Below are 22,445 nucleotides of genomic sequence, written 5' to 3'. Positions count from 1 at the left end.
ATGACTAAGGAGATCACCTGCGATCTGGTCGTGGTCGGATCGGGTGCCGCGGGCCTCGCCACTGCGATCACTGCACGCAAGCGCGGCCTCGATGTCATCGTGCTCGAGAAGGAGCCCGTGTTCGGTGGTACGACCGCGCTGTCGGGCGGGGTCTTATGGATTCCGCTCAGCAAATACGGCCGGCAGCAGAACCCGACCGACACCGTCGAGCGCGTGCGCGAATACATGATGAGCGAGACGGGCAATAACTACGATGCCGCCGCGGTCGAGTGCTTTGTGGAGAACGGGCCGAAAATGGTCGAGTTCTTCGAGCGCGAGACCGAAATGAAGTTCGTGCCCACGCTCTATCCGGACTATCACCCGGATGCGCCCGGCGGCGTCGACATCGGCCGCTCGATCCTCGCCGCGCCCTATGATATTCGCGGGCTGGGCAAGGACATGCGCCGCCTCAAGCAGCCGCTCGAGACGATCACGTTCATGGGGATGATGTTCAATTCCTCGAACGCGGACCTCAAGCACTTCTTCCGCGCGACCAAGTCGATCGTCTCGTTCCTCTATGTGGCCCGCCGTCTGGCTACGCACATCAAGGAGCTGGCGCTCTACCGGCGGGGGATCAACGTCACGAGCGGCAACGCGCTCGCCGCGAGGCTCGCGAAGTCGGCGCTGGCGATCGACATCCCGATCCTCACTTCGACGCCCGTGAAGGAACTGCTGAGCAAGAGCGGCAAGGTGACCGGTGTGCGCGCGAGCGCCGCGGACGGTGAGCTTCGAATCACCGCCCGGCACGGCGTCGTGCTGGCTTGTGGCGGCTTCCCGCACGATCTGAAGCGCATCGCGCAGGTCTATCCGCATGTGAAGCGTGGCGGTGAGCATCTGTCGCCCACGCCCGTCGGCAATACCGGCGACGGGCTGACCCTGGCGGAGAAGGTGGGTGGTGCCGTGAAGCTCGGCTTTGCCGATGCGGCGGCCTGGATGCCTGTCTCGAAGGTGCCCTTCGGCAAGGGCCGCACTGGCGTGTTTCCGCATCTGCTCGACCGGTATAAGCCCGGCGTGATCGGCGTGCTGCGCAGCGGTCAGCGCTTCACCAATGAATCGAACTCCTACCACGACGTTGGCGCCGCTTTGATGCGCGCCTGCGAGGGTGAACGGGAGACGGCGATGTGGCTGATCTGCGACAAGGTGGCGCTGGGCAAGTATGGACTGGGCTATGCCAAGCCCGCACCGATGCCGGTGGGGCCTCTGCTGCGCAAAGGCTACCTGATCAAGGGCGACACGATCGGCGAGCTGGCGCGCAATTGCGGCATCGCTCCCGATGCGCTCGAAATGACGGTCCATGCCTACAATCGCGATGCCGAGCGCGGAGAAGACCCGGCGTTCCATCGCGGTCGCACCTCGTTCAACCGTTATCTCGCCGATCCGGACCACAAGCCCAATCCTTGCGTTGCGCCTATCGCGACCGGCCCCTTCTATGCGGTGAAGGTGGTGATGGGCGATCTGGGCACCTTCGACGGCCTCGAGACGAGCGTCACTGGCGAAGTGCTGCGGGCCGACGGCAGCGAGATCGAGGGCCTTTACGCGGTCGGCAATGACCGGCGCAGCGTGATGGGCGGCAACTATCCGGGCGCCGGTATCACGCACGGGCCGAATATGACGTTCGGCTTCGTCACCGGTAACGCGATCGCCACCAAAGCCATGACTTCCAAAGAGGAGGTGTGCGCATGAATACACGCTCCATGTATCTGGCAAAGCCCCTGTTGGATTTCCGGGTCTACACGATCGCGCTACGCAAGATGCCCGAGTTTCTCGACGTGTTCGACAGGCTCGCGATGCCAATCCTGCTCGAGACGCTTGGACATCCGCTCGGCTTTTGGACGAGCATGGTCGGGCCGCAGAACCAGTTCACCCACCTGTGGGGGTATGACGATCTGGCCGACTACGAACGACGGTGCCTGGCACGCGATACGCACCCGGACTTCCCCGCCTATCTGAAGGCATCGGGCCATCTGATCACGGCCCAGGAGACACGGCTCATTCGCGCCACCGCGCTGGATAGCGTCGCAAAGTAAGCCGAAACTGTCCGCCGCAGCAGAAAATTTCGCACCTTATCCCCGCTTTCCCTGTCAAACGATAAGCCGCCCGAACCGCCGTTCAGGGCGCCCGCACTTCCGCGCCTACAGGCACGGGTTGTGCACGTGATCTCCTGCACGCGTTCGACATCGGAAGAATAGGGAGGGCGGTCATGACCACGACTGCCAGTTTTCACATCGGGTATACGCGATATCTCGGGCCCGAAAGCGAGCCCGTGCAGCCATTGCCGGCCTTTGCGCGGGAACCCGAGGCGCTGATTTCTCTCTATCGCGCGATGGTGCTGACCCGCGCATTCGATACCAAAGCGGTCGCGCTGCAGCGCACTGGCAAGCTCGGCACCTTTGCATCGTCGGTGGGGCAGGAGGCGATCGGGGTGGGCGTCGCGAGCGCGATGCAGGCCGATGACGTGCTGTTCCCTTCATATCGCGATCATGCGGCGCAATTGCTGCGCGGCGTCACGATGACGGAAAGTCTCTTGTATTGGGGCGGTGACGAACGCGGCAGCGACTTCAGCGTGCCGCGGCTCGACTTTCCAAATTGCGTTCCTATCGGCACCCAGGTGTGTCATGCCGCCGGCGCGGCCTACGCGTTCAAGCTGCGCGGCGAGCCGCGCGTCGCCGTGACGATCTGCGGCGATGGCAGCACATCGAAGGGCGACTTCTACGAAGCGATGAACATGGCGGGCGTCTGGCAGGCCCCGCTCGTGCTCGTCATCAACAACAACCAGTGGGCGATCTCGGTGCCGCGCAGCACGCAGAGCGCGGCGCAGACGCTCGCGCAGAAGGCAATCGCGGCGGGCATCGACGGCTTGCAGGTCGACGGCAACGACGTGATCGCCGTGCATCACGTGATGCATGCGGCACTCGCGAAAGCGCGCCGAGGCGACGGCCCGACGCTGATCGAAGCGCTCAGCTATCGACTCGGCGATCACACGACGGCCGACGATGCAACGCGCTATCGCGACTCGGATGAGATTCAGAAGCAATGGGAACAAGAGCCGCTGCTGCGTTTGCGCAAGTATCTGATGCGGATGAACTTCTGGGACAAAGCGCAGGACGAGCAACTCGGCCGGGCGTGTCACGCGCAGGTCGAGGCAGCCGTCGAGGCGTATCTGGCTGTGCCGCCCCCCGATACTTCCGCGATGTTCGATCACCTGTACGAGACGCTGCCGCATGCCATGCGTGAGCAACTGGAAAGCGCGCAGCGATTCGCGCCGATCGCGGGCAATGGTCGGCATGGTCAGAACGGAGGCACCGGCCATGGCTGATCTGAACATGATCGATGCGCTCAATCTGGCGCTCGCGTACGAACTCGAGCACGATCCCGCCGTCGTGCTGCTCGGCGAGGACATCGGCGTGAACGGCGGCGTGTTTCGCGCGACGGTCGGCCTGCAGGCACGCTTCGGCACGCAACGCGTGCTCGACACGCCGCTCGCCGAGGCAGCGATCGCGGGCACCGCGATCGGCATGGCGGCGATGGGACTGAAGCCCGTTGCCGAGATCCAGTTCAGCGGGTTTCTGTATCCGGCGATCGATCACGTGCTCAATCATGCGTCCCGTCTGCGGCATCGGACCCGCGGACGCCTCACCTGTCCGCTCGTGATCCGCACGCCGTGCGGCGCAGGCATCCATGCACCCGAACATCACTCCGAAAACCCCGAAGCGCTGTTCGCGCACATTCCCGGCTTGCGCGTTGTCACGCCTTCGTCGCCGGCGCGCGCGTACGGGCTGTTGCTGGCCGCGATTCGCGATCCCGATCCGGTGATCTTCTTCGAGCCGACGCGCCTGTATCGGCTGTTCCGGCAGACAGTGGAAGACAACGGCGAAGGCCTGCCGCTCGACACCTGCTTTACGCTGCGCGACGGCTCGGATGTGACGCTGGTGTGCTGGGGCGGTGCCGTGCAGGACGCACTGGGCGCCGCCGATCTGCTCGCGCAGGAAGGCGTGATGGCCGAAGTGATCGACGTCGCGACGCTCAAGCCGATCGACATGAACACGATCCTGGCCTCGGTCGCGAAGACGGGTCGCTGCGTGATCGTGCACGAGGGTTCGCGCACGGGCGGCATCGGCGCGGAGATCGCCGCCAATATCGCCGAGCGCGGACTTTATTCGCTGCTCGCGCCTGTGCAGCGCGTGACCGGCTACGACGTCGTGGTGCCGCTGTACCGGCTCGAGAATCAATACATGCCTGGTGCCTCGCGCATCGTCGCCGCGGTGCGGCAAGCTATGGAGGCGTCGTAAAGCCATGAAAATCTTCAAACTGCCGGACCTCGGCGAAGGCTTGCAGGAAGCGGAAATCGTCGAATGGCATGTGAGCGACGGCGATGAAGTGCGGGCGGATCAACCGTTGCTGTCGGTCGAAACGGCGAAGGCGATCGTCGAGATTCCGTCGCCGCAATCCGGCCGCATCACGAAGCTGTTCGGACGGACGGGCGATATCGTGCATCTGGGCGCGCCGCTCGTCGCGTTCGAGGGCGAGGCCGATGATGCAGACGCGGGCACTGTCGTCGGCCATATGGAAGTTGGCCAGCATGTCGTGCAGGACGCGCCTGCGTCGCCTGGCACGGGCGGTGGCGTCAGCGCGGGCGGCGGTGTGATCAAGGCGATTCCCGCGGCGCGCGCGCTGGCGCGCAAGCTGGATGTCGATCTTTCGATGGTGACGCCGTCCGGCCCGGAAGGCGTCATCACGGCGGCAGACGTACAGCGCGTCGCGAAGATACTTGGCGAAGTCGGTCCGGCCGAAGTGCTGCGCGGCGTGCGGCGTGCGATGGCGCACAACATGGCGCGAGCGCAAAGCGAAGTGGCCGCCGCGACCGTGATCGACGATGCCGACATTCACGCGTGGCCGCCGCACACCGATGTGACGATCCGCCTGATCCGCGCGCTGGTCGCGGGCTGCCGCGCCGAGCCGGCACTGAACGCATGGTTCGACGGACATACGGGGCGACGCCACGTACTTGAGAAGATCGATCTCGGCATTGCCGTCGATCTGCCCGATGGGCTTTTCGTGCCGGTGCTGCGCGACGTCGCGCATCGCGATGCGGCGGATCTGCGCGGCGGTCTCGACCGGATGCGCGCCGATATCCGCGCGCGCAAGATTCCGCCGGAAGAAATGCGCGGCAACACGATCACGCTGTCGAACTTCGGGATGATTTCGGGGAAGTACGCGGCGCCCATCGTCGTGCCGCCCACCGTCGCGATCCTCGGCGCGGGGCGCATCCACGAACAGGTCGTCGCGGCAGACGGCGCGCCTGCCGTGCACCGGATCTTGCCGCTCAGCCTGACGTTCGATCATCGCGTCGTAACAGGCGGCGAGGCGGCGCGCTTCCTGGCGGCGACGATCGCGGATCTGCAGAACGCGGGGTAGCGGTTAGCGTGTGCTAGGCGTGATTCGCCAACATCGCATCGATACGAGCGCGCGCCTCGCGGTCGATGTTCGCGAGGGCAACGCTCTCCGACTCGTATGTAACGGGATCGGCGAAGTCACCGGTGACGTGTTGTTTTCGTGTCCTTCTGCGTAACGACCACGTGACGCGATAGGTCAGCGCGATTCCATCGGACAAACGGGCCGTGCGTGGCTCCATGTGCGCTTCGATAACGAATCCGCGATAGCGCCCGACGATGTGACGTTTCATCGATTGATGAACGATCAGGCAGCCAGGCGGCCTATCCCCATTTCCGGACGGCGCAGGCCCGGCGGGAACACGTGCCATGTGCCGTCGGCATGGCGAAAGAAGAAGAGTGAAAACGTTCCGGACGGCCGATCGATCTGGATGCACACGCGGCATGTGCCGCCCGAGCGGCAGCGGTCGAGCAGACGCACGCACGCTCCGCGGCCTCGCGTCGGGCCAACGAGTTTTTCGACCTCGGAACGCAGTGACCTGTTGCCCGCCATGATTTTCCCTTCGATATCCGATGAGTCGATGCTATGGAGATCGGCGCGTGCGTCCAATCGGCGCGGGCGGAATGTCGTCTCAGGAAGCGCTGATTTCGGCCGTCAGGATTTCCTGAATCAGGGCCAGCACGCGGAACGGGCAATATTCAAAGATCCAGAACCAGCTCCGCGGATTTCGCTCGCGACACGCATACCATGATCTGCGTATCTTTCTCGTCGTCGCGCAGCACCATGTCCCGATGATCCGCCTCTCCTGAGCACAACGCTGTCTTGCACGAGCCGCAGGTGCCGCTTTCGCACGAACTCGGCACGCGCACGTTGGCGTCGCGCAGCACCTCGAGGATCGAGCGATCGGCCGGAATGTCGAACGAAGTGCCGCTGCGCGATAGCCGCACGGTGAACGGCGCGCTTTCGCGCGCATTCGCATTGCTTGCGCCGAAGCTCTCGAAGTGCACCGTGCCCGACGGCCAGTGGCCGGTCATGTCCCGCACGGTGTCCATCAGCGCCTGCGGGCCGCAGCAGTACACGTGTTGTGCCGACTTCGACCGCTCGAATACGGGCCAGAAGTCGAATGCTTTCGACGGGTCTCCGTAATCGTGATGAATCTTCACGTCAGAACGCCATTCGTCGCTGGTCAGTTCATCGAAGAACGCCGTGCCTTCCGGATCGCGGGCGAGGTAGTACAGCTTGAACGAGCGCAGGCCTTCCGCCCGCAACTGCCGCGCCATCGACAACATAGGCGTGATACCGATGCCGCCCGCGACGAGAACGAATGACTTGGCGCGCTCATCGAGGGGAAACTCGTTGCGGGGCAAGGAGACGTCCACGGCGTCGCCCTCGGCCGTATCGTCGATGAAGCTCATCGAACCGCCGCGTCCGTTGCTGTCGCGCTTGACCGCGATGACGTAGCGATGACGCTCCTGCGAGTCATTGCACAGCGAATAACTGCGTCGCGAACCGTTGGGCACCACGACGGTCAAGTTCGCGCCCGCCTCGAACGCCGGCAGCGGCGCGCCTTGCGGGTCGGTCAGTTCAAAGCGCCAGATGTCACGGGCGATCTTCTCCTTGCCGGCAATCTTCAGTCGAAGAAAACCGTCTTCGAGTGGGGGCGTCATGTCTGTCTCCTTCTGACCAGTCCAGTCTTGCGTTGCATCAACATGGACGCATCTTATTGCTAGATCTCTAATGATGCAAGTCAAGGAGTACGATTTTTAGCGGTGTTGCTCTCGGTATAAACCCGTGCTTGTCAGCGACATAAAGCCGCCGTAACCTGAATATTAGAGCTCTAATCAAACTATCCAGAAAGAAATTCGGAGAGATTCAGTCATGGCACATTCAACGTTGCACTCAGGGGACCTATCCCTGTCTGCCATAGCCGATTCGGCGGCGGAGGAGGCGACATACCGCAAGATCACGCTGCGGCTCATGAGCTTTCTTTTCCTGTGCTGGGTCCTCAACTATCTCGATCGCGTCAACGTCAGCTTCGCGCAGCTACAACTGAAGCACGATCTCGGTTTGAGCGACGCGGCGTACGGGCTCGGCGTGAGTCTGTTCTTTATCGGCTACATCCTGCTCGAAGTGCCGAGCACGCTGCTGTTGCGGCGCATTGGCGCCCGCAAGACCGTCACCCGGATCATGCTGCTGTGGGGCGGCATCTCCACTGCCATGGCTTTCATGACCGCTCCGTGGCAGTTCTATCTCGCGCGCACGCTCCTCGGCGCGGCCGAAGCGGGCTTTTGGCCCGGCATCATCCTTTATCTGTCGTACTGGTATCCGGCGAAGCGCCGCGCTCGTATCACATCGCGGTTCCTGCTGGCGATCGCGGTTGCGGGGATTATCGGCGGCCCGCTTTCTGGGTTCATCCTGCAAAACTTCATGGACGTCTGGGGTTTTCGCAACTGGCAGTGGCTGTTCTTCCTTGAAGGCTTGCCGGCCGTGATTGCCGGTGTCGTTGCCTACTTCTACCTGATCGACCGACCGCAGGATGCGAGGTGGCTGACCGAGGATCAAAAACGAATCGTCATCGGCGCGCTCGAGGAGGAAGGTCGCAGCAAGCCGCATAACTCGCCGAGCACGCTCCTCGCGGCGCTGCGCGACCCGCGCGTGTACGTGATTGCTGCGGGCTGGGCCACGGTACCCATCTGCGGAACCATCCTCAACTACTGGACGCCCACGATCATCAAGCAGTCAGGCGTTTCGAACCTGCTGCACATCGGCTTCCTGTCGGCGCTGCCTTATATCGTCGGCGCGGTCGCCATGCTGCTGATCGCACGCAGCTCCGACCTGCGGCTCGAGCGTCGCTGGCACTTCGTGCTGTCGACGACGGCGGGCGCCACGGGCGCGGTGCTCCTGACGGTTCTGACGAACAATTCGGTTGCCGCCATCGCGTGCCTGAGCCTCGTTTCGGTGAGCTATTTCGCGGCCGCAGCCATTATCTGGACCATTCCGCCGAACTACCTGAAGGGCGCGGCGGCCGCCGGCGGTATCGGCGTGATCAGCAGTCTCGGTCAGGTGGGCGCTTTCTTCGCACCAATAGTCCTCGGCTGGGTGAAGAGCGCGACCGGCAGCTTCTCGGCCGGCATCCTGCTGGTCGCGGCGCTCGTTTTCATCGGCGGCATCGCCGTCTTCTTCGGCGTGCCGCGCGAGCGGCAGGCACAGCAATGCGGCGCGTGACGATGCACGCGACGACCAGCATTTTGACAGTCAGACAGGAGCAGGAATGAGCAAGCTTCAACTTTCCATCGCGGTGGGCAACTATGACCGGATGCGACCGCTGATCGACGGCGACGTGCAGATCGACGGTGTCGACCCCGTGTTCATGCTGCAGGACCCGGAGGAAATCTTCTTTCGTGCGTTCCGGCACGCGGATTACGACATTTGTGAGCTGTCGCTCAGCAGCTATTCGGTGAAGACGGCCGCGGGCACGTCGCCCTACATCGCGGTGCCGGTTTTTCCGTCGCGCGCATTCCGCCACAGCTCGATCTACGTGCGTTCAGACCGTGGGATCAACCGGCCCGAAGACCTGAAGGGCAAACGCATCGGCGTGCCGGAATATCAGCTGACCGCCAACGTATGGGTGCGGCTCTTTCTCGAAGAAGAATACGGCGTGAAAGCATCGGATATCCGCTGGGTGCGGGGCGGCTACGAGGATCCGACGCGCGTTGAGAAGATTGCGCTGAAGCTTCCCGAAGGCGTCGTGCTGGAAAACGCGCCAGAAGGACAAACGATCTCGAATCTGCTGGCCAATGGCGAGATTGACGGCGTGATCGGACCGCGCGCGCCGTCGTGCTTCGACCGTGGGCATCCGAGGGTCAAGTACCTTTTCGATGATCCGCAAGAGAGCGCCGCCCAATGGTACGAGCGCAGGAAGCTTTTCCCGATCATGCACACCCTGGGCATTCGCAAGACGCTCGCGGATCAGCACCCGTGGCTGCCCGGTGCGATCGCGAAGGCGTTCGAGCAATCGAAGGAAGTCGCGCTGTCCCGTTTGAGCGACACCTCGGCGACCAAGGTGACGCTGCCGTTCATCGAGGACCAGTTGCGCAATGCGCGGCGTCTGATGGGGCACGACTTCTGGTCGTATGGATTCGCCAACAATGAACACGTGATCGACCGCTTTCTCGCGCAGCACCACGCCGAGGGATTGTCGAGCCGACGCCTCGAGCCTGCCGAACTGTTCCACCCGGCCAGCCTGGAGCGATTCAAGATCTGATCCCTCGCGGCGGTTGTTCGCGCCGTCGCGCATCCGGCAGGTGCTGGGTGCGCGATGGATGCGCGGAAGGCAACAACGCATCCAGAATAATCAGTCATCCAGAATAGAGATGAAAATGAAGAGACACACATTCCCGCTCGCCTGCGGCGGGTTGCTGACGCTCGCCTGCACGGCGGCCCATGCGCAGAGTTCGGTTACGCTGTACGGCATCGTCGATGCGGGCGTCGAGTACGTCAACCGGGTGACCCAAGGCAAACAGACAGGCTCGGTGATCCGCGAGCAGTCGGGCAATCTCGCCGGATCGCGCTGGGGGCTCAAGGGCTCGGAGGATCTCGGCGGCGGCTACAAGGCCCTGTTTACGCTGGAGGGCGGCTTCAACGTAAACACCGGCGCGCTGGGTCAGAGCGGACGGCTGTTCGGCCGCAAGGCATTCGTTGGCGTCTCGACGCCGTACGGCACGCTCACGCTCGGACGTCACCAGAACCTGCTTTACGAGTTGATGTACAAGTACGACGCGCTGACGTTCAACCCCAGCTACTCCGCGCAAAGCATGGACAGCCAGTTCGTGAACCGCGCGGACAACTCGGTGCGCTATGGCGTGCATCTCGGCGGCGTTACATTCGCGGCACTGTATAGCACTGGGTTCGACGCGACGATTCCGAACGGTGGGAATGTGCCCGGCGCAACGAAAGTGGGCCGCGAAATGAGCGCGGCGGTGCTGTATGACCGCGGGCCGTTCAGCATCGGCCTGACGTACGACCAGTTGCAGGGCACCTCGATCGCGACCCAGAGTAACGCGCAGCAGCGCGCGCTGCTCGGCCTCTCGTACGACTTCGGGCCGGTTACGACGCTGGCTGGCCTGCGCTGGCTGAACACGCGCAATACGGATGCGCCGCCGAGTTCGCTGCTCTACTGGGGCGGCGTGACCTGGAGGGTGAATGCACCGCTTTCCATTTCCGCCAGCGTCTATCACACGCAGTTTCGCAATCCGCACGGCGGCCCGACGATGGGGGCATTGCTCGTCGACTACTCGCTGTCCAAGCGCACCGACGTGTATGCGGAAGGGGCGTATGTCTCCAATCGTTCGTTTTCCAATGTCGGTATTCGCGGCACGGGCGTGGATATTGCGCCAGGCATGGACCAGGCGGGCGTGACCGTGGGCATTCGCCACACCTTCTGAGCGGTCCGGGCGCTGCGCTCCAGTGCCTCTCGCGCGGGCTAAAGCGCTATGATTATCAGCGGTGTGATCACAATAACAGCGAGGAAGGCATGGCAGCAGCACGTACTTCGGGCAAAGGCAAGGGCAAGGGCGGGGTCGCGAGCGAGGACCCCATTCTGCGGCACTGGCGTGAGGCGGTACCGGACGATCGTCTCGCTCACCTGGTGAAGGATGCGGGCCGCGCGATGATTCGCGGTCTGCAAATGCGCCTGGCGCAGCATGAAGTCTCGTTCGGCCACTGGGCGTATCTGCGCGTGCTATGGGTCACCGACGGGCTGACGCAGAAGGAGCTCAGCGACGAGACCGGCACCACCACCCCCACCACGTTCAGTGCGGTGTCCGCAATGGAAAAGCTCGGCTATGTCGAGCGCCGCTACGAGCCCGGCAACCGCAAGAACACGCACGTCTATCTGACGCCGCGCGGACGGAGCCTGAAACACAAACTCGTCCCGCTCGCGGAAGAAGTCAACGAAATTAGCGTCCGGGGCCTGAAAGCCACCGAGATCAACGTCGCCCGCAAGGTTCTGCTGACGATCATCGAGAACATGGCACGCGACGAATCGGAGTCGGACGACCCGGCGCTGCGTATTCCGTCGACTCGGGAAGTGGGGAATCTGATCGCGGCGCGCGGGGAAGAAGTCGATCAGGATTGACGCGCGGCTCGGCGTTTCGGGTCATTCCCGAGTGGCAAATTCATTATAGATCTAATAATATTGGCGGGCGTGCCAAGTCCACGACAGGCACGACGGCAGGCCACGGCATGCTGCTGCTCCCTCGCTCAAAACATACGGATCTGGAATGGATGGAATGACCCGCGCGGCGATGACGCGCAACGTCCGCGATGCGCTCGCGGAAGATGTCGGCGAGGCCGACTGGACGTCGCTACTGATCGACCCCGACGCTTCAGCCGAAGGGGTCTTGACGGTGCGTGAACCTGCGCTGTTGTGCGGCAGACCGTGGTTCGATGAAACACTGCAGCAGGTCGACCCGCGCATCACGATTGAATGGTTGGTCGGCGAGGGCGAACGGATGCACGAAGGGCAGACCGTCTGCCGGATCGCTGGTCCGGCGCGCGGCATGCTCACCGCCGAGCGCACCGCGCTCAACTTCATTCAGTTGCTTTCTGGCGTGGCCACCGAGACGAGCGTGATGACGCGGATCGTCGAAGGCACGTCTGCGCGGATTCTCGACACGCGAAAAACGCTTCCAGGATTGCGCCTCGCGCAAAAATACGCAGTTCGTGTTGGCGGTGGCGAAAACCATCGTCGGGGGCTGTACGACGGAATCCTGATCAAGGAAAACCACATCGCGGCGGGTGGCGGCATCGCGTCGACGCTTCGCGCTACCGAAGCATTGGGTGCAGGTGTGCCCGTGCAGGTCGAGGTGGAGACGCTCGATGAATTAACGGAAGCGTTGGCTGGTGGTGCCGCGGCGATTCTGCTCGACAATTTCTCGATCGAATCGATGCGCGAGGCTGTGCGCGTCACCGCGGGGCGCGCCGAGCTGGAAGTCTCGGGCGGTGTGACCGAGCGGACGCTGCGAACGATTGCCGAAACCGGCGTGGACCGTATTTCGTTGGGCAAGCTGACGAAGAACGTCAGGGCGATCGATTTTTCACTGCGCTTCGCGGCGTTCGCCGGATAAGCGGAGGTCGGGGCGAATGTGTGCGCTCCGTAGAAGGAAACGCCGATAAAAAAATCCCTCGTTTGAACTGTGCATGGCGCAGTTCAAAACGAGGTTTTTTGCGCTTACCTCGAACTATCCAAGCGTCACGTCTGCGCCCGTTTCGCTCGACTTCAGAATCGCGATACAGATTTCCAGCGTGCCCTTCGCCCATTCGCCATCGTGAAGGGGCGAGCGTGCGTCCACGACCGCGCCATACAACTCGTCGATGACTTCGGCGCGCGGCACGGCGGGCGCAGACAGCGGCAGCGTATGGCGCTTCTCGTCGCCGTAGACGACGATCGAATCGGGCAGCGGGCGCAGGTCGGCGCGTTCGCACGAGACGATGATCGGGCCGAAATGCTGATGAAAACGCGGCGGCTCGTGCGCGTCGGCCGTTGGCGGCTTGTATGCGGAACCGCCGTAGGTGCCGGCCGCTTTGAGCCTGGCCTCGTCGCCCGAGGACGCGAGCGTCTCCAGACGGCGGCGGGCGCTGCCGTACGTGTCGGGGCTCGTACGATCGCCCATTTCGCCGATCCAGCCGCTCCACTCTTCGGTGTTGAAGTGGCCATAGCCGTTGTACGAGAGCGAGGCATAAGCACCGTTCTCGAACCAGATCAGCGCCGAATAGGCGCCTTCGGTCGGGCGGGACGGATCCCACCGTCCCACGCTCGCGCGCAGCCGCGTCGCGCGCGAGCCGGCGAGCATTCGCACGATATCCACCTGATGAGCCGCCTGGCTGAAGACGGCGCCGCCACCTTCAGCCGTGGCCAGCTCCTCGGGCCGGCGCGGGCGATACAGATAGTCGGTGTAGTTGACGGCCTGGATCATTTTCACCGCGCCGAAATCGCCACGTCCGATCAATTCGCGCGTACGCAGGTACGGCGTGTCGAAACTATGGCAATGGCCGACGATCAGATGCACGTTCGCTGCGCGGCATGCGGCGATCATGCGATCGCAGTCCGCAGGGGCGAGCGCCATCGGCTTTTCGACCAGCACGTGCTTGCCTTTTGCCGCGGCAATTTCAGTGTGCTGCGCGTGGAACTGGTGCGGACTCGCAACGTAGATGATCTCGACGTTGGGGTCAGCCGCCAACTCCGCCACGTCCGCATAGGTGGGCGCCGCGAAGTCGGCGGCGAACTGCCGCCGCGCTTCGTCACGCGGATCGCACGCAGCGACGAGCTGGACTCTGGGGTCGCGCAGGAAGGTCGGCAGCATCAGCGAGAATGCCCGTCCCAGTCCTGCGACCCCGATGCGCAAACGGCGCTGCTCCATGGCCGTGTGCCTCCCGTTATTGCTTGACCTGATAGTCCGTTGCGAGCGCGGACGGCTGGTCGGCCGGTTCCGGATTCTTCTTGCTGACGTAACGCGCGGCATACGTGCGCCAGTCGATTTCCTTCGGCACGACTGCCTGGTACGAACACACTTCGCGGGGAATCGCTTTTGCACCGGTGCCGATTGCGTCGCCATCTTTCTCGAATTCGGCGAGCGCATCGATCATGCGGCGACGGAATTCGACGATGGCGAGATCGCTCGCGCCGAGGCGCTCGTCCGAGCGGTTCGCAATCGGGCCCATCGTGACCCACATCGCAATGTCCTGGTTCGGGAAGCCCGAAATGCCGGTGAAATTGCCAGCCTTCATCGCCTGGCGGTCTTGCCAGAAGCGGTTGTCGTGATTGCGCAGCGGGCGATAGTACTGGTCGAGGTCAACGCCGACCTGCTGACGCAGGAACTTGCGCCAAGTTTCGGTTTCCGGCGTCGTCTCCGGATCGCCCCAGGCGATGAAGTAGAACGCCGTGTTCGTGTCGTCCATCGGCACGTTGATGTTCGCAACGTTGTACAGGTTGTTCGGCGGAATCAGCACCGTTCCCGGCGCCACGAACACCGTGGAGCGCACGTAGTCGTGCGTGTTGGCGTTGAAGATCGGGCGGCGCAGCGCGGCGTAACGGAAGCCGTAGTCGGTGCGCTCGACCTGCAGGCGCGGGGCCTTGTCGGTGGACGGGCGCAACCAGTTCTTCGCGGTCGCTTCGGCGCCGCCCACGCGCGCCGGCACGAAGTCCGACGAATGCAGGCTGGAGCTGTGCGCGGAGTCGATCGCGCCTTCGAGGATTTGCGCCCAATTGCACGGCAGCAGCGCCTTGGCGATGCTCACGCGGGTGTCGGAAGTCGGCGCCCAGGCCGGCGGCACGAATTCGGGGATCGCGTCTTGCGGGCCCATATATGCCCATACCATGCCTCCCCATTCCTGCACCGGGTAGGCCTTGTGCTTGACCTTGTCGGTCATGCAGCTCGCTGCCGGCTCGGACACCATTTCAAGCACGTTGCCCGAGACGTCGAACTTCCAGCCGTGATACAGGCAGCGCAGGCCGGAGTCTTCATTGCGGCCGTAGACGAGCGATGCGCGACGGTGCGGGCAGTACTCGTCCAGCACACCAACGCTGCCTTCCGAGTCCCGGAATACAACGAGGTCCTCGCCAAATACGCGCGCTTTGACCGGCGCGCCGTCCGGCTCGCTGACTTCTTCGATGAGGCAAACCGGCGTCCAGTGCCGGCGCATCAGTTGGCCCATCGGGGCATCGCCTTCGACGCGGCACAGCAATTCATTTTCTTGGTGGGTCAGCATGTAATGTCTCCCGGCGAAAGCTCGCCTTCATCAACAGGTGTTGCCCAACTATATTAGATATCTAGTGAAAATGGCAAGAGCCTTTCGAGACATCCGGGAAAGTACGTATGGTCGAAAGCGACCCTGGCTCAGGAATATTCGATCTCTAATGTAAAGTGGCGGGATTCATCGCCGATGGATCGGATTTGCGAGGCGCTGGTGTTCCACCCGGCTAGTCTCGAAAGACGAAAGGATTCAAGCCACGCTGATGTTGGAACGCTGGCAAATTCGCGGCGTTCTATGTTGGACGGCTATGATAGAGCCCTTGATAAAGCCGGATTGAACGGACATGACAGACTCTGAATTGAAAGATGTCGAAGCCCCTGTGCGGGAAAGTGACAACAGTCTTGTGTGGTCAGACGCACGGCTACTCGGCTTCACGCCGATGGATGACGTGCATAAGGAATTCTACGAAGTCGCGCTACGGCTCGTGACCTGCACCGATGCGAGCGCCCTTGCCGCGATCGAGGAATTCGAAAAACACGCCGTCAGCCATTTCGAGCAGGAAGACGAATGGATGCGCACGACCAACTTTCCCCCGCGCGATTGCCACATCGAAGAACACGAAGCCGTGCTGAAGTCAGTGCGGGACGTTAAAGCAGCGGTCGAAGCAGGGCAGGCTGGTTGCGCGCTGGTGCATGACATCGGCATGCATCTGTACAACTGGTTTCCCGGACACGCCGACTACCTGGATTCGGCGCTTGCCGCATGGATGACCAAACAGACGATGGGTGGAAAGCCTGTTGTGTTAAGACGGACGATTTGAAGTTTGCCGTTTCGACCGTCGAAATACACTGGGCGCCATAAGTTGTAGCCGGCAGACTGCTGGCTCAACCCATGTCGCGTAGTTCCCGCCGCAAAATCTCGCGAGCGGTTGATTTCCGTAGCGTCCTTTGCGCGCTCAGAGTTTTACTGCACTGCGGCTCCCGTCAACGCATCGTCGCTTGCGGGCGTCGTTGCTGGAATCTCCGCGGACGATATCAGCCCCGTTCAACTACCCGACTCGCGCAGCACGACATCGCCCAATTCGGCGAGGCGGGGGGCATCGACGCGCACGCTCGGGCAGGAGATGCCCATGGCGGCGATCATCTCATCGTGCGCGTCGTAGATGGGGCGAGCCACGCAGCGGATGCCATCGGTGAATTCCTCGTCATCGATGGCATAGCCGCGCTGACGTGTCAGTTCCAACTCTTGCGCGAGAGCCGGCTCCGAGGTCAGGGTGCGCAACGTGTAGGGGACCAATTCCGCCGGCGCTTCGGCATGGCCGAAGGCCAGGAACGCTTTGCCGAGCGCCGTGCAGTGCAGCGGCGACAGGGCGCCGATCGGATGATCGACCTTGAGCGGCAAGGTCGAGTCGACCTTGTCGATATACCAGACGCGCGAGCCGACCAGCACCGCCAGATGCGTGCACTCCCCGGTGGACGCAGCGAGCCTTTCCAGCGCCGGGCGCCATGCTTCCTTGATCGCCACGACTTCCTCGAGCGTGCGTTGTACCGGCTTGCCCGGCTGACTGCCGTTCGAGGCCAGATAGCGCCGGTTGGAATCCTGCGCCGCATAGCCGGCGGCAACCAGCGTCTTCAGAAGATGGGCGGCCATGGATTTGTCCATTTCGAGTTCGCTCGCGAGTTCCGTTAGCCGGACGGGGCCGCGATGAGTCCGCAGATACGTCAGTGCTTCGAGGCCACGAGTCAGGGACTGGAGCAGCCGCATGAATATCCCTCCACGCCAATAAAAGTTTTTCTCTGTAAAACACCAGAAGTTTTACATAGGAAAACTGTAACCGAAAAATCACCCAATGTAGGGAATTACACGGATTTTTTTACGCTAGATGTGAAGTACTGTTGTGCGTATGCAAATTTAGCGCTGGTGAATCAGGTCGGTCTGAGGGGCGAGTTAAGTTTTTTAATCCAAGTTGTTTTGCATGCGTCAACTTTACGGAGGCAGGCATGTTGGGGAGACACGGAGTAAAGCGTCGCGCGCTTGTGCTGGCTGCACTACTGGCTTCAGCCGCGGGATTCACGACCCCGGCCTTCGCGGATTCGGGCGAAGTGTCGATCAGCGACTATTTCACGGGCGACATGGGAGAGAAGGCGTTCAACGAACAGCTCGCCAAATTCACCACGGCGACCGGGATCGCAATCAAGCAAAGCCCGGTGGGACACGAAGATTTCAAGTCGGTGATACTGGTGCGCGCGGCCGGACATAGTCTGCCCGACGTATTCAGTTTCTGGGCGGGCGCCAAGACGCAATTCATCGCCGATTCGAAGAGCCTTCATCCGATCGACGGCATGTGGAAGTCCGCGGGGCTGGATTCCGTGATCTCCAGGCCGATTGCGGCGGCGGCGACGAGCTACAGCGGGCATCGCTATCTGGTGCCGGTCGACTATCACTTCGTCGGCGTTTTCTATAACCCGAAGGTGATGGCCAAGGCGGGCATCACGACGATGCCGACGACGTGGGACGGCTTCCTCGCCATGTGCAAGCAACTCAAGTCGCAAGGCATCACGCCGATTGCGATGGGTTCGAAGAATCGTTGGCCCGCGCAGTTCTGGTTCGATTACATGCTGTTGCGTACCGCGGGGCCGGACTATCGGGCGAAGCTGATGACGGGGCATGCCCGCTACGACGATCCGCAGGTGAGCTCGGTGATGGACCAATGGAAGTCCATGTTCGATGCAGGCTATTTCAACAACAACGCCAACGCGATCGACTGGACCGACGCCGCCGACAAGGTCGCGAAGGGCGATGCCGCGATGACGCTGATGGGCACGTGGATCACGGGCTACTGGAACAACAACCATCTGGTGGCGGGCAAGGACTACGACGTTGCGGTATTCCCGCAGATGCAGGCGGGCGTGCCGAACGTCGCGCTCGGTCCGGTGGACGGCCTCGTGATCTCCGCCAACGCGAAGAACGTGGCGGGTAGCGAAAAACTGCTCGACTACATGGTCAGCAACACCGACGTGCAGTCGGCATGGACGTCGTCCCAAGGCGCGCTGTCGGCCAACGTGAAGGTCGATCAGTCCCACTACAGCCCGGTGATGCAAAAGGCCGCCGCGGCGGTCGAGAAGTCCAACGGCTTCGCCTTCAACTATGACCTCGCCACGCCCCCGCCGGTGTCCGAAGTCGGTCTGTCGATGTTTGCGAAGTTCATCGACCAGCCTGGCGATATCAAGAGCCTGCTGACTCAGACCCAGACGGATGCGCAGGCCGCGTTCAAGAAGCAGTAACACCTCCACGAAGGCGGGTCGCCGTGCGGCGGCCCGCCTTGTTTTCCGGTAGAGACGCGAGATGAGGAAACACGATCGGCTATGGCGCGTGGTATTTCTGGCGCTGCCCCTGGGCGTTTTCGGAATCCTGGTGGTGGGACCCCTGCTGTCGTCGTTCTATTACAGCTTTACCGACTGGAATGGCTTTTCGTCCGACTATGATTTTGTCGGACTCTCTAATTTCACGAGGATTCTCAACGACCATCTGTTTTCGCATGCCGCGCTCAATACCGCGCTCTGGATCGTTGCCGCTATCGCGTTGCCGACGCTGCTGGGGTTGGGTCTCGCGCTGCTGCTCGATTCGAAGGTGCCCGGTTCCCGCGTGTTCAAGAGCATCTTCTATCTGCCGATCTGCCTGTCGGCCGTGATCGTCGGCCAGATCTGGATCTGGATCTATCAGCCCGACTGGGGGCTGCTCAACCTGTTTCTGTCGCACGCGGCGGGAACCCCTCACGACTTTGCGTGGCTGGCTAAACCCAATACGGCGCTGTGGTCCGTGATCGTGGCGTGGTCGTGGCAACAGACCGGGCTGTCGATGGTGATTTATCTCGCCGGGCTCACCGCGATTCCCGAAGACCTGCAGGAGGTCTGCCATATCGAAGGCGCGAGCCGCTGGCAGCGCATCCGCCTCGTGATCCTGCCGTTGCTGACGCCCTCCACCGTGGTCGCGGTGGCGCTGTCGGTGATCAACTCACTGAAGGGTTTCGACATCCTCTACATCATGACCGGCGGTGGACCGTTCAACAGTTCCGATACGCTGGCCATGCACATGTACAACGAGAGCTTCAAGAAATACCACATGGGCTATGGCAGTGCGATTTCCGTGGTGCTGTTCCTGATCGCCGTCTCCGTGATCGGCCTGTATTTCCGTCAGTTGCGCAAGGTGGACCGCATCTATGGATGAGCGTCTGTACGCCCGCTTCAATCCGGCGAGAGCGGCCACTTTCACGATTCTCGTGGTGCTGGCGGTGCTGTTCCTGTTGCCCACTGTCGGCGTGTTGCTGTCGTCGGTGAAGGAGCAGCGCGACATTGCGCTGGGCGATCTCTGGAGCTTGCCGGTCAGGCTGTACCTCGGCAACTTCATCGAAGTGCTGTCGAAGCCCTCCGTACACCAGTATTTCGTGAACACGCTGATCGTCACCGTGCCCGCCACGATCGTGTCGACCGCGCTCGGCGTGCTCGCCGGCTACGTATTCGCCAAGCTGCCTTTTCGCGGCTCGAATGGCCTGTTCCTGGTGCTGGTGTCCGGCATGTTCTTTCCGCCGCAGGTGATTCTGATTCCGCTGTTCCGGCTTTTCAATTTTCTCGGCCTGATCGACACGCTGTGGCCGGTGTTCCTCGTGCATACGGCGCTGGGCATTCCGATCTGCTCGCTGCTGATGCGCAACTTCTTCGCGACCGTGCCGAGCACGCTGCGTGAAGCCGCGATCATGGAAGGCGCATCCGAGCCGCGGGTGCTGCTGTCGGTGGTGTTGCCGCTCAGTTTGCCGGCGCTCGCGGTGCTGGCGACGCTGCAGTTCACGTGGATCTGGAATGACTTTCTGTGGCCGCTGGTGTTCACGCAATCCGACGAGAAACGCACCATCATGCTCGGCATCGTGAACCTGAATGGCCAGTATTCCGTCGCCTGGGGCGTGCAGGGCGCGTTGTCGATTCTGGCGAGCTTGCCGACGCTGCTGGTGTTTCTGTTCTTCCAGCGCTACTTCATCAAGGGCATGACCATGGGCGCGGTAAAAGGGTGATCGAATGGCGCAATTGAGTCTGCAAGGCATACGCAAATCGTTCGCTGGCCATGAGGTGATCCATGGCGTCGAGCTGGACATCGCCGACGGCGAGTTCGTGGTGTTCGTCGGCCCGTCCGGCTGCGGCAAATCGACGATGCTGAGAATGATCGCCGGCCTCGAAGATGTGTCGGGCGGGACGATCCATATCGATGGGCGGGATGTGACGCAGGTGCATCCGTCGAAGCGCGAAATAGCGATGGTGTTCCAGTCCTACGCGTTGTTTCCGCACATGACGGTGGCTGAAAACATCGGCTTCGGACTGCGGCTCGCGGGTGTCGACAAGCGCGAGATCAGGCGGCAGGTGGGGGAGGTCGGCAAGACGCTCCAGCTCGACCGTCTGCTGGAACGCACGCCGAGAGAATTGTCGGGCGGGCAGCGGCAGCGTGTAGCGATCGGGCGCGCCATCATTCGTCATCCGAAGATCTTTCTGTTCGACGAACCGCTTTCGAATCTCGATGCCGCGTTGCGCGTGCAGTTGCGCCTCGAGATCGCGCGACTGCATGCGGAGTTGCGCGCCACGATGGTGTACGTCACGCACGACCAGGTCGAGGCGATGACGCTGGCGGACCGGATCGTCGTGTTCAACGGCGGCAAGATCGAGCAGGTCGGCACGCCGATGGAGCTGTATGAACGGCCCGCGAATCTGTTCGTCGCGCGCTTTATCGGCGCGCCTGCGATGAACGTGCTGCCGGCGTCGGCGTGGCCGCATCTGACGAGTCCGGATCATGCCGGAGCTCGCAGCGCGCCGGACGGTGTGGACTGTATCGGTATCCGGCCCGAGCACGTCACGCTTTGCGCGCGCGGACAGGCGAGTGTTGGCGGGCGCATCGAACTCGTCGAGCAGCTTGGCGCGGAGACACTGTATTACCTCGGCATCGGCAATGGCCTGCCCACGCTCACGGTACGCTCGCCGCTCGCGCACGCGGTGCGCCGCGGAGACGAAGTCGGACTAAAAGTGGACAGCTCGAAGCTGCATCGCTTCGGCCCGGACGGGATCGCGATCGGGAATCACGCCGCTCGAAGCGATGAACGCACACCATCGCCAACAGAGACTTTTCAAATAGAGGAAGAAAAATGACGGGATCTCGTTTTCGCGTGGGGATCATCGGTGCGGGTCGCATCTCCGATCTGCACGCCATCGAATACCTGCAAAATCCGTTGGCACGCATCGTCGGCGTCTGCGACCGGGATGTGGCGCAGGCGCGTAGCAAGCTCGCGGCCTGGGGCATTCCCGACGTCACGGTCGAGGAGGACGTGGATCGTTTCCTCGCGCGTGAGGACATCGATCTGGTCGAAATCCTGTTGCCGCATCATCTGCACCTGCCGGTGGCGCTTAAGGCGATGGCGGCGGGCAAGATCGTGTCGCTGCAAAAACCGATGTGCGTCGATCTCGCCGAGGCGGACCAACTCGTGGCGGCCGCCGAGGCCTATGACCGGCCTTTCAAGGTCTTCGAGAACTTCATCTTCTATCCGCCGGTGCTGAAGGCGCGCGAACTGATCGATCAGGGCGCGATCGGCACGCCGCTGTCGATCCGCATCAAGTCGAACCCGGCGCGCAGCGCGACGGCGTGGGAAGTGCCGCCGTCCGCATCGGCATGGCGCAGCGAAAAGTCTCACGCGGGCGGCGGGCCGCTCGTATTCGACGACGGGCATCACAAGTTCGCGCTCGCCTGGCATTTCATGGGAGATCCGGAAGAGGTGCATGCGTTTATCGGCGATACCGAAGGTCCGGGCGGTATGCGTTTCGATGCACAGTCGATCATCTCATTCCGGTTTCCCGGCAATCGTATCGGCAATCTGGAGATCGTCTATTCGCCGGACATGGAGCTCATCACGCGACACTATGCGCAGGACGATCGCGTCGAGATCACCGGCACGTCGGGTGTGCTCTTCATCAACGGCGGCCATGGACGGCTCGGGGCGACACCGCCCGTGACCCTGTACCGGGACGGCCAGATCACGACCTACGACGTGCCGAGCGGATGGGAGCAGAGCTTCGTGCTGTCGACCCGGCATTTTCTGAATGCGCTGCGCACGGGCGGGGCGCCGGTGCTGACGGCGAGGGAGGCCCGCCAGGTGCTGCGTTTCGCGTCGGCGGCCGAGCAGTCGGCTCGTGAAGGCAAGGCGATTCGCCTGGCATTTTGATCCCGCGAGG

General features: G+C 62.5%; 21 protein-coding genes. 16 read left to right on the top strand and 5 right to left on the bottom strand.

Annotated elements, in window-relative coordinates:
- The 5 genes from G5S42_RS34130 (at position 1) to G5S42_RS34110 (ending at position 5,454) form a co-directional block, all read left to right on the top strand.
- The gene (locus G5S42_RS34130; RefSeq protein ID WP_176111167.1) at positions 1 to 1,722 is read left to right on the top strand and encodes an FAD-dependent oxidoreductase; all 1,722 of its coding nucleotides are present in this window, start codon (positions 1 to 3) and stop codon (positions 1,720 to 1,722) included.
- Positions 1,719 to 2,066 carry an NIPSNAP family protein gene (locus G5S42_RS34125; protein WP_018436310.1) on the top strand — a complete coding sequence of 116 codons (348 nt, stop codon included), beginning with the start codon at positions 1,719 to 1,721 and terminating at the stop codon, positions 2,064 to 2,066. Before G5S42_RS34130 ends, G5S42_RS34125 begins: the two co-directional genes overlap by 4 nt.
- Positions 2,067 to 2,239: 173 nt before the next feature.
- Positions 2,240 to 3,355, top strand: a complete 1,116-nt coding sequence (gene pdhA / locus G5S42_RS34120) for a pyruvate dehydrogenase (acetyl-transferring) E1 component subunit alpha (RefSeq protein ID WP_176111166.1) — start codon at positions 2,240 to 2,242, stop codon at positions 3,353 to 3,355.
- Complete coding sequence (locus G5S42_RS34115) at positions 3,348 to 4,328, top strand: alpha-ketoacid dehydrogenase subunit beta (RefSeq protein ID WP_176111165.1); 981 nt, start codon at positions 3,348 to 3,350, stop codon at positions 4,326 to 4,328. Before pdhA ends, G5S42_RS34115 begins: the two co-directional genes overlap by 8 nt.
- A gap of 4 nt (positions 4,329 to 4,332) precedes the next feature.
- A complete protein-coding gene (locus G5S42_RS34110) occupies positions 4,333 to 5,454 on the top strand; it encodes a dihydrolipoamide acetyltransferase family protein (RefSeq protein WP_176111164.1) in 1,122 nt (373 codons plus the stop codon).
- A 282-nt stretch (positions 5,455 to 5,736) separates the two neighbouring features.
- Here the strand turns inward: G5S42_RS34110 and G5S42_RS34105 are convergent, their stop codons facing one another.
- Positions 5,737 to 5,982 (bottom strand): hypothetical protein, encoded by a 246-nt coding sequence (locus G5S42_RS34105; protein ID WP_176111163.1) that lies wholly within the window; start codon positions 5,980 to 5,982, stop codon positions 5,737 to 5,739.
- Positions 5,983 to 6,128: 146 nt separating this feature from the next.
- Positions 6,129 to 7,097, bottom strand: coding sequence for a PDR/VanB family oxidoreductase (locus tag G5S42_RS34100; protein WP_176111162.1), 969 nt, complete (start codon positions 7,095 to 7,097; stop codon positions 6,129 to 6,131).
- A 211-nt stretch (positions 7,098 to 7,308) separates the two neighbouring features.
- Between G5S42_RS34100 and G5S42_RS34095 the strand changes: the two genes are divergently transcribed.
- From G5S42_RS34095 to nadC, 5 genes are all read left to right on the top strand, one after another.
- Positions 7,309 to 8,655: an MFS transporter gene (locus G5S42_RS34095; RefSeq protein ID WP_176111161.1), complete on the top strand. Its 1,347-nt coding sequence runs from the start codon at positions 7,309 to 7,311 to the stop codon at positions 8,653 to 8,655.
- Positions 8,656 to 8,701: 46 nt separating this feature from the next.
- Positions 8,702 to 9,694, top strand: a complete 993-nt coding sequence (locus G5S42_RS34090; protein ID WP_176111160.1) for a PhnD/SsuA/transferrin family substrate-binding protein — start codon at positions 8,702 to 8,704, stop codon at positions 9,692 to 9,694.
- Positions 9,695 to 9,803: 109 nt separating this feature from the next.
- Entirely contained in the window at positions 9,804 to 10,874 is a 1,071-nt protein-coding gene (locus G5S42_RS34085) for a porin (protein ID WP_176111159.1), read from the top strand.
- Positions 10,875 to 10,963: 89 nt separating this feature from the next.
- On the top strand, positions 10,964 to 11,566 hold the full coding sequence (locus G5S42_RS34080; protein WP_176111158.1) for a MarR family winged helix-turn-helix transcriptional regulator: 603 nt from the start codon (positions 10,964 to 10,966) through the stop codon (positions 11,564 to 11,566).
- A 145-nt stretch (positions 11,567 to 11,711) separates the two neighbouring features.
- Entirely contained in the window at positions 11,712 to 12,557 is an 846-nt protein-coding gene (gene nadC / locus G5S42_RS34075) for a carboxylating nicotinate-nucleotide diphosphorylase (protein ID WP_176111157.1), read from the top strand.
- A gap of 114 nt (positions 12,558 to 12,671) precedes the next feature.
- Here nadC and G5S42_RS34070 read toward each other — a convergent pair whose 3' ends face one another.
- Both G5S42_RS34070 and G5S42_RS34065 read right to left on the bottom strand, forming a co-directional pair.
- The gene (locus tag G5S42_RS34070) at positions 12,672 to 13,850 is read right to left on the bottom strand and encodes a Gfo/Idh/MocA family protein (protein WP_176111156.1); all 1,179 of its coding nucleotides are present in this window, start codon (positions 13,848 to 13,850) and stop codon (positions 12,672 to 12,674) included.
- Between the two features lie 16 nt (positions 13,851 to 13,866).
- A complete protein-coding gene (locus G5S42_RS34065; protein ID WP_176111155.1) occupies positions 13,867 to 15,198 on the bottom strand; it encodes a Rieske 2Fe-2S domain-containing protein in 1,332 nt (443 codons plus the stop codon).
- A 328-nt stretch (positions 15,199 to 15,526) separates the two neighbouring features.
- Between G5S42_RS34065 and G5S42_RS34060 the strand changes: the two genes are divergently transcribed.
- Positions 15,527 to 16,003, top strand: coding sequence for a bacteriohemerythrin (locus G5S42_RS34060; RefSeq protein WP_176111154.1), 477 nt, complete (start codon positions 15,527 to 15,529; stop codon positions 16,001 to 16,003).
- Positions 16,004 to 16,227: 224 nt separating this feature from the next.
- On the opposite strand, the gene G5S42_RS34055 is transcribed toward G5S42_RS34060, so the two are convergent.
- Complete coding sequence (locus G5S42_RS34055; RefSeq protein ID WP_176111153.1) at positions 16,228 to 16,947, bottom strand: IclR family transcriptional regulator; 720 nt, start codon at positions 16,945 to 16,947, stop codon at positions 16,228 to 16,230.
- Between the two features lie 236 nt (positions 16,948 to 17,183).
- Between G5S42_RS34055 and G5S42_RS34050 the strand changes: the two genes are divergently transcribed.
- From G5S42_RS34050 to G5S42_RS34030, 5 genes are all read left to right on the top strand, one after another.
- Entirely contained in the window at positions 17,184 to 18,467 is a 1,284-nt protein-coding gene (locus G5S42_RS34050; protein WP_217710241.1) for an ABC transporter substrate-binding protein, read from the top strand.
- Positions 18,468 to 18,528: 61 nt separating this feature from the next.
- Positions 18,529 to 19,410, top strand: a complete 882-nt coding sequence (locus G5S42_RS34045; protein ID WP_176111152.1) for a carbohydrate ABC transporter permease — start codon at positions 18,529 to 18,531, stop codon at positions 19,408 to 19,410.
- Positions 19,403 to 20,248, top strand: a complete 846-nt coding sequence (locus G5S42_RS34040; RefSeq protein ID WP_176111151.1) for a carbohydrate ABC transporter permease — start codon at positions 19,403 to 19,405, stop codon at positions 20,246 to 20,248. Before G5S42_RS34045 ends, G5S42_RS34040 begins: the two co-directional genes overlap by 8 nt.
- Before the next feature lie 4 nt (positions 20,249 to 20,252).
- On the top strand, positions 20,253 to 21,368 hold the full coding sequence (locus G5S42_RS34035) for an ABC transporter ATP-binding protein (RefSeq protein ID WP_176111150.1): 1,116 nt from the start codon (positions 20,253 to 20,255) through the stop codon (positions 21,366 to 21,368).
- On the top strand, positions 21,365 to 22,435 hold the full coding sequence (locus G5S42_RS34030) for a Gfo/Idh/MocA family protein (protein WP_176111149.1): 1,071 nt from the start codon (positions 21,365 to 21,367) through the stop codon (positions 22,433 to 22,435). Before G5S42_RS34035 ends, G5S42_RS34030 begins: the two co-directional genes overlap by 4 nt.
- The last annotated feature ends 10 nt before the right edge of the window (positions 22,436 to 22,445 follow it).

Origin of the sequence: Paraburkholderia youngii, from assembly GCF_013366925.1 — a bacterium.
In the GTDB taxonomy this organism is placed as follows: Bacteria; Pseudomonadota; Gammaproteobacteria; order Burkholderiales; family Burkholderiaceae; genus Paraburkholderia; species Paraburkholderia youngii.
This window is presented reverse-complemented; position numbering and strand designations above follow the sequence as displayed.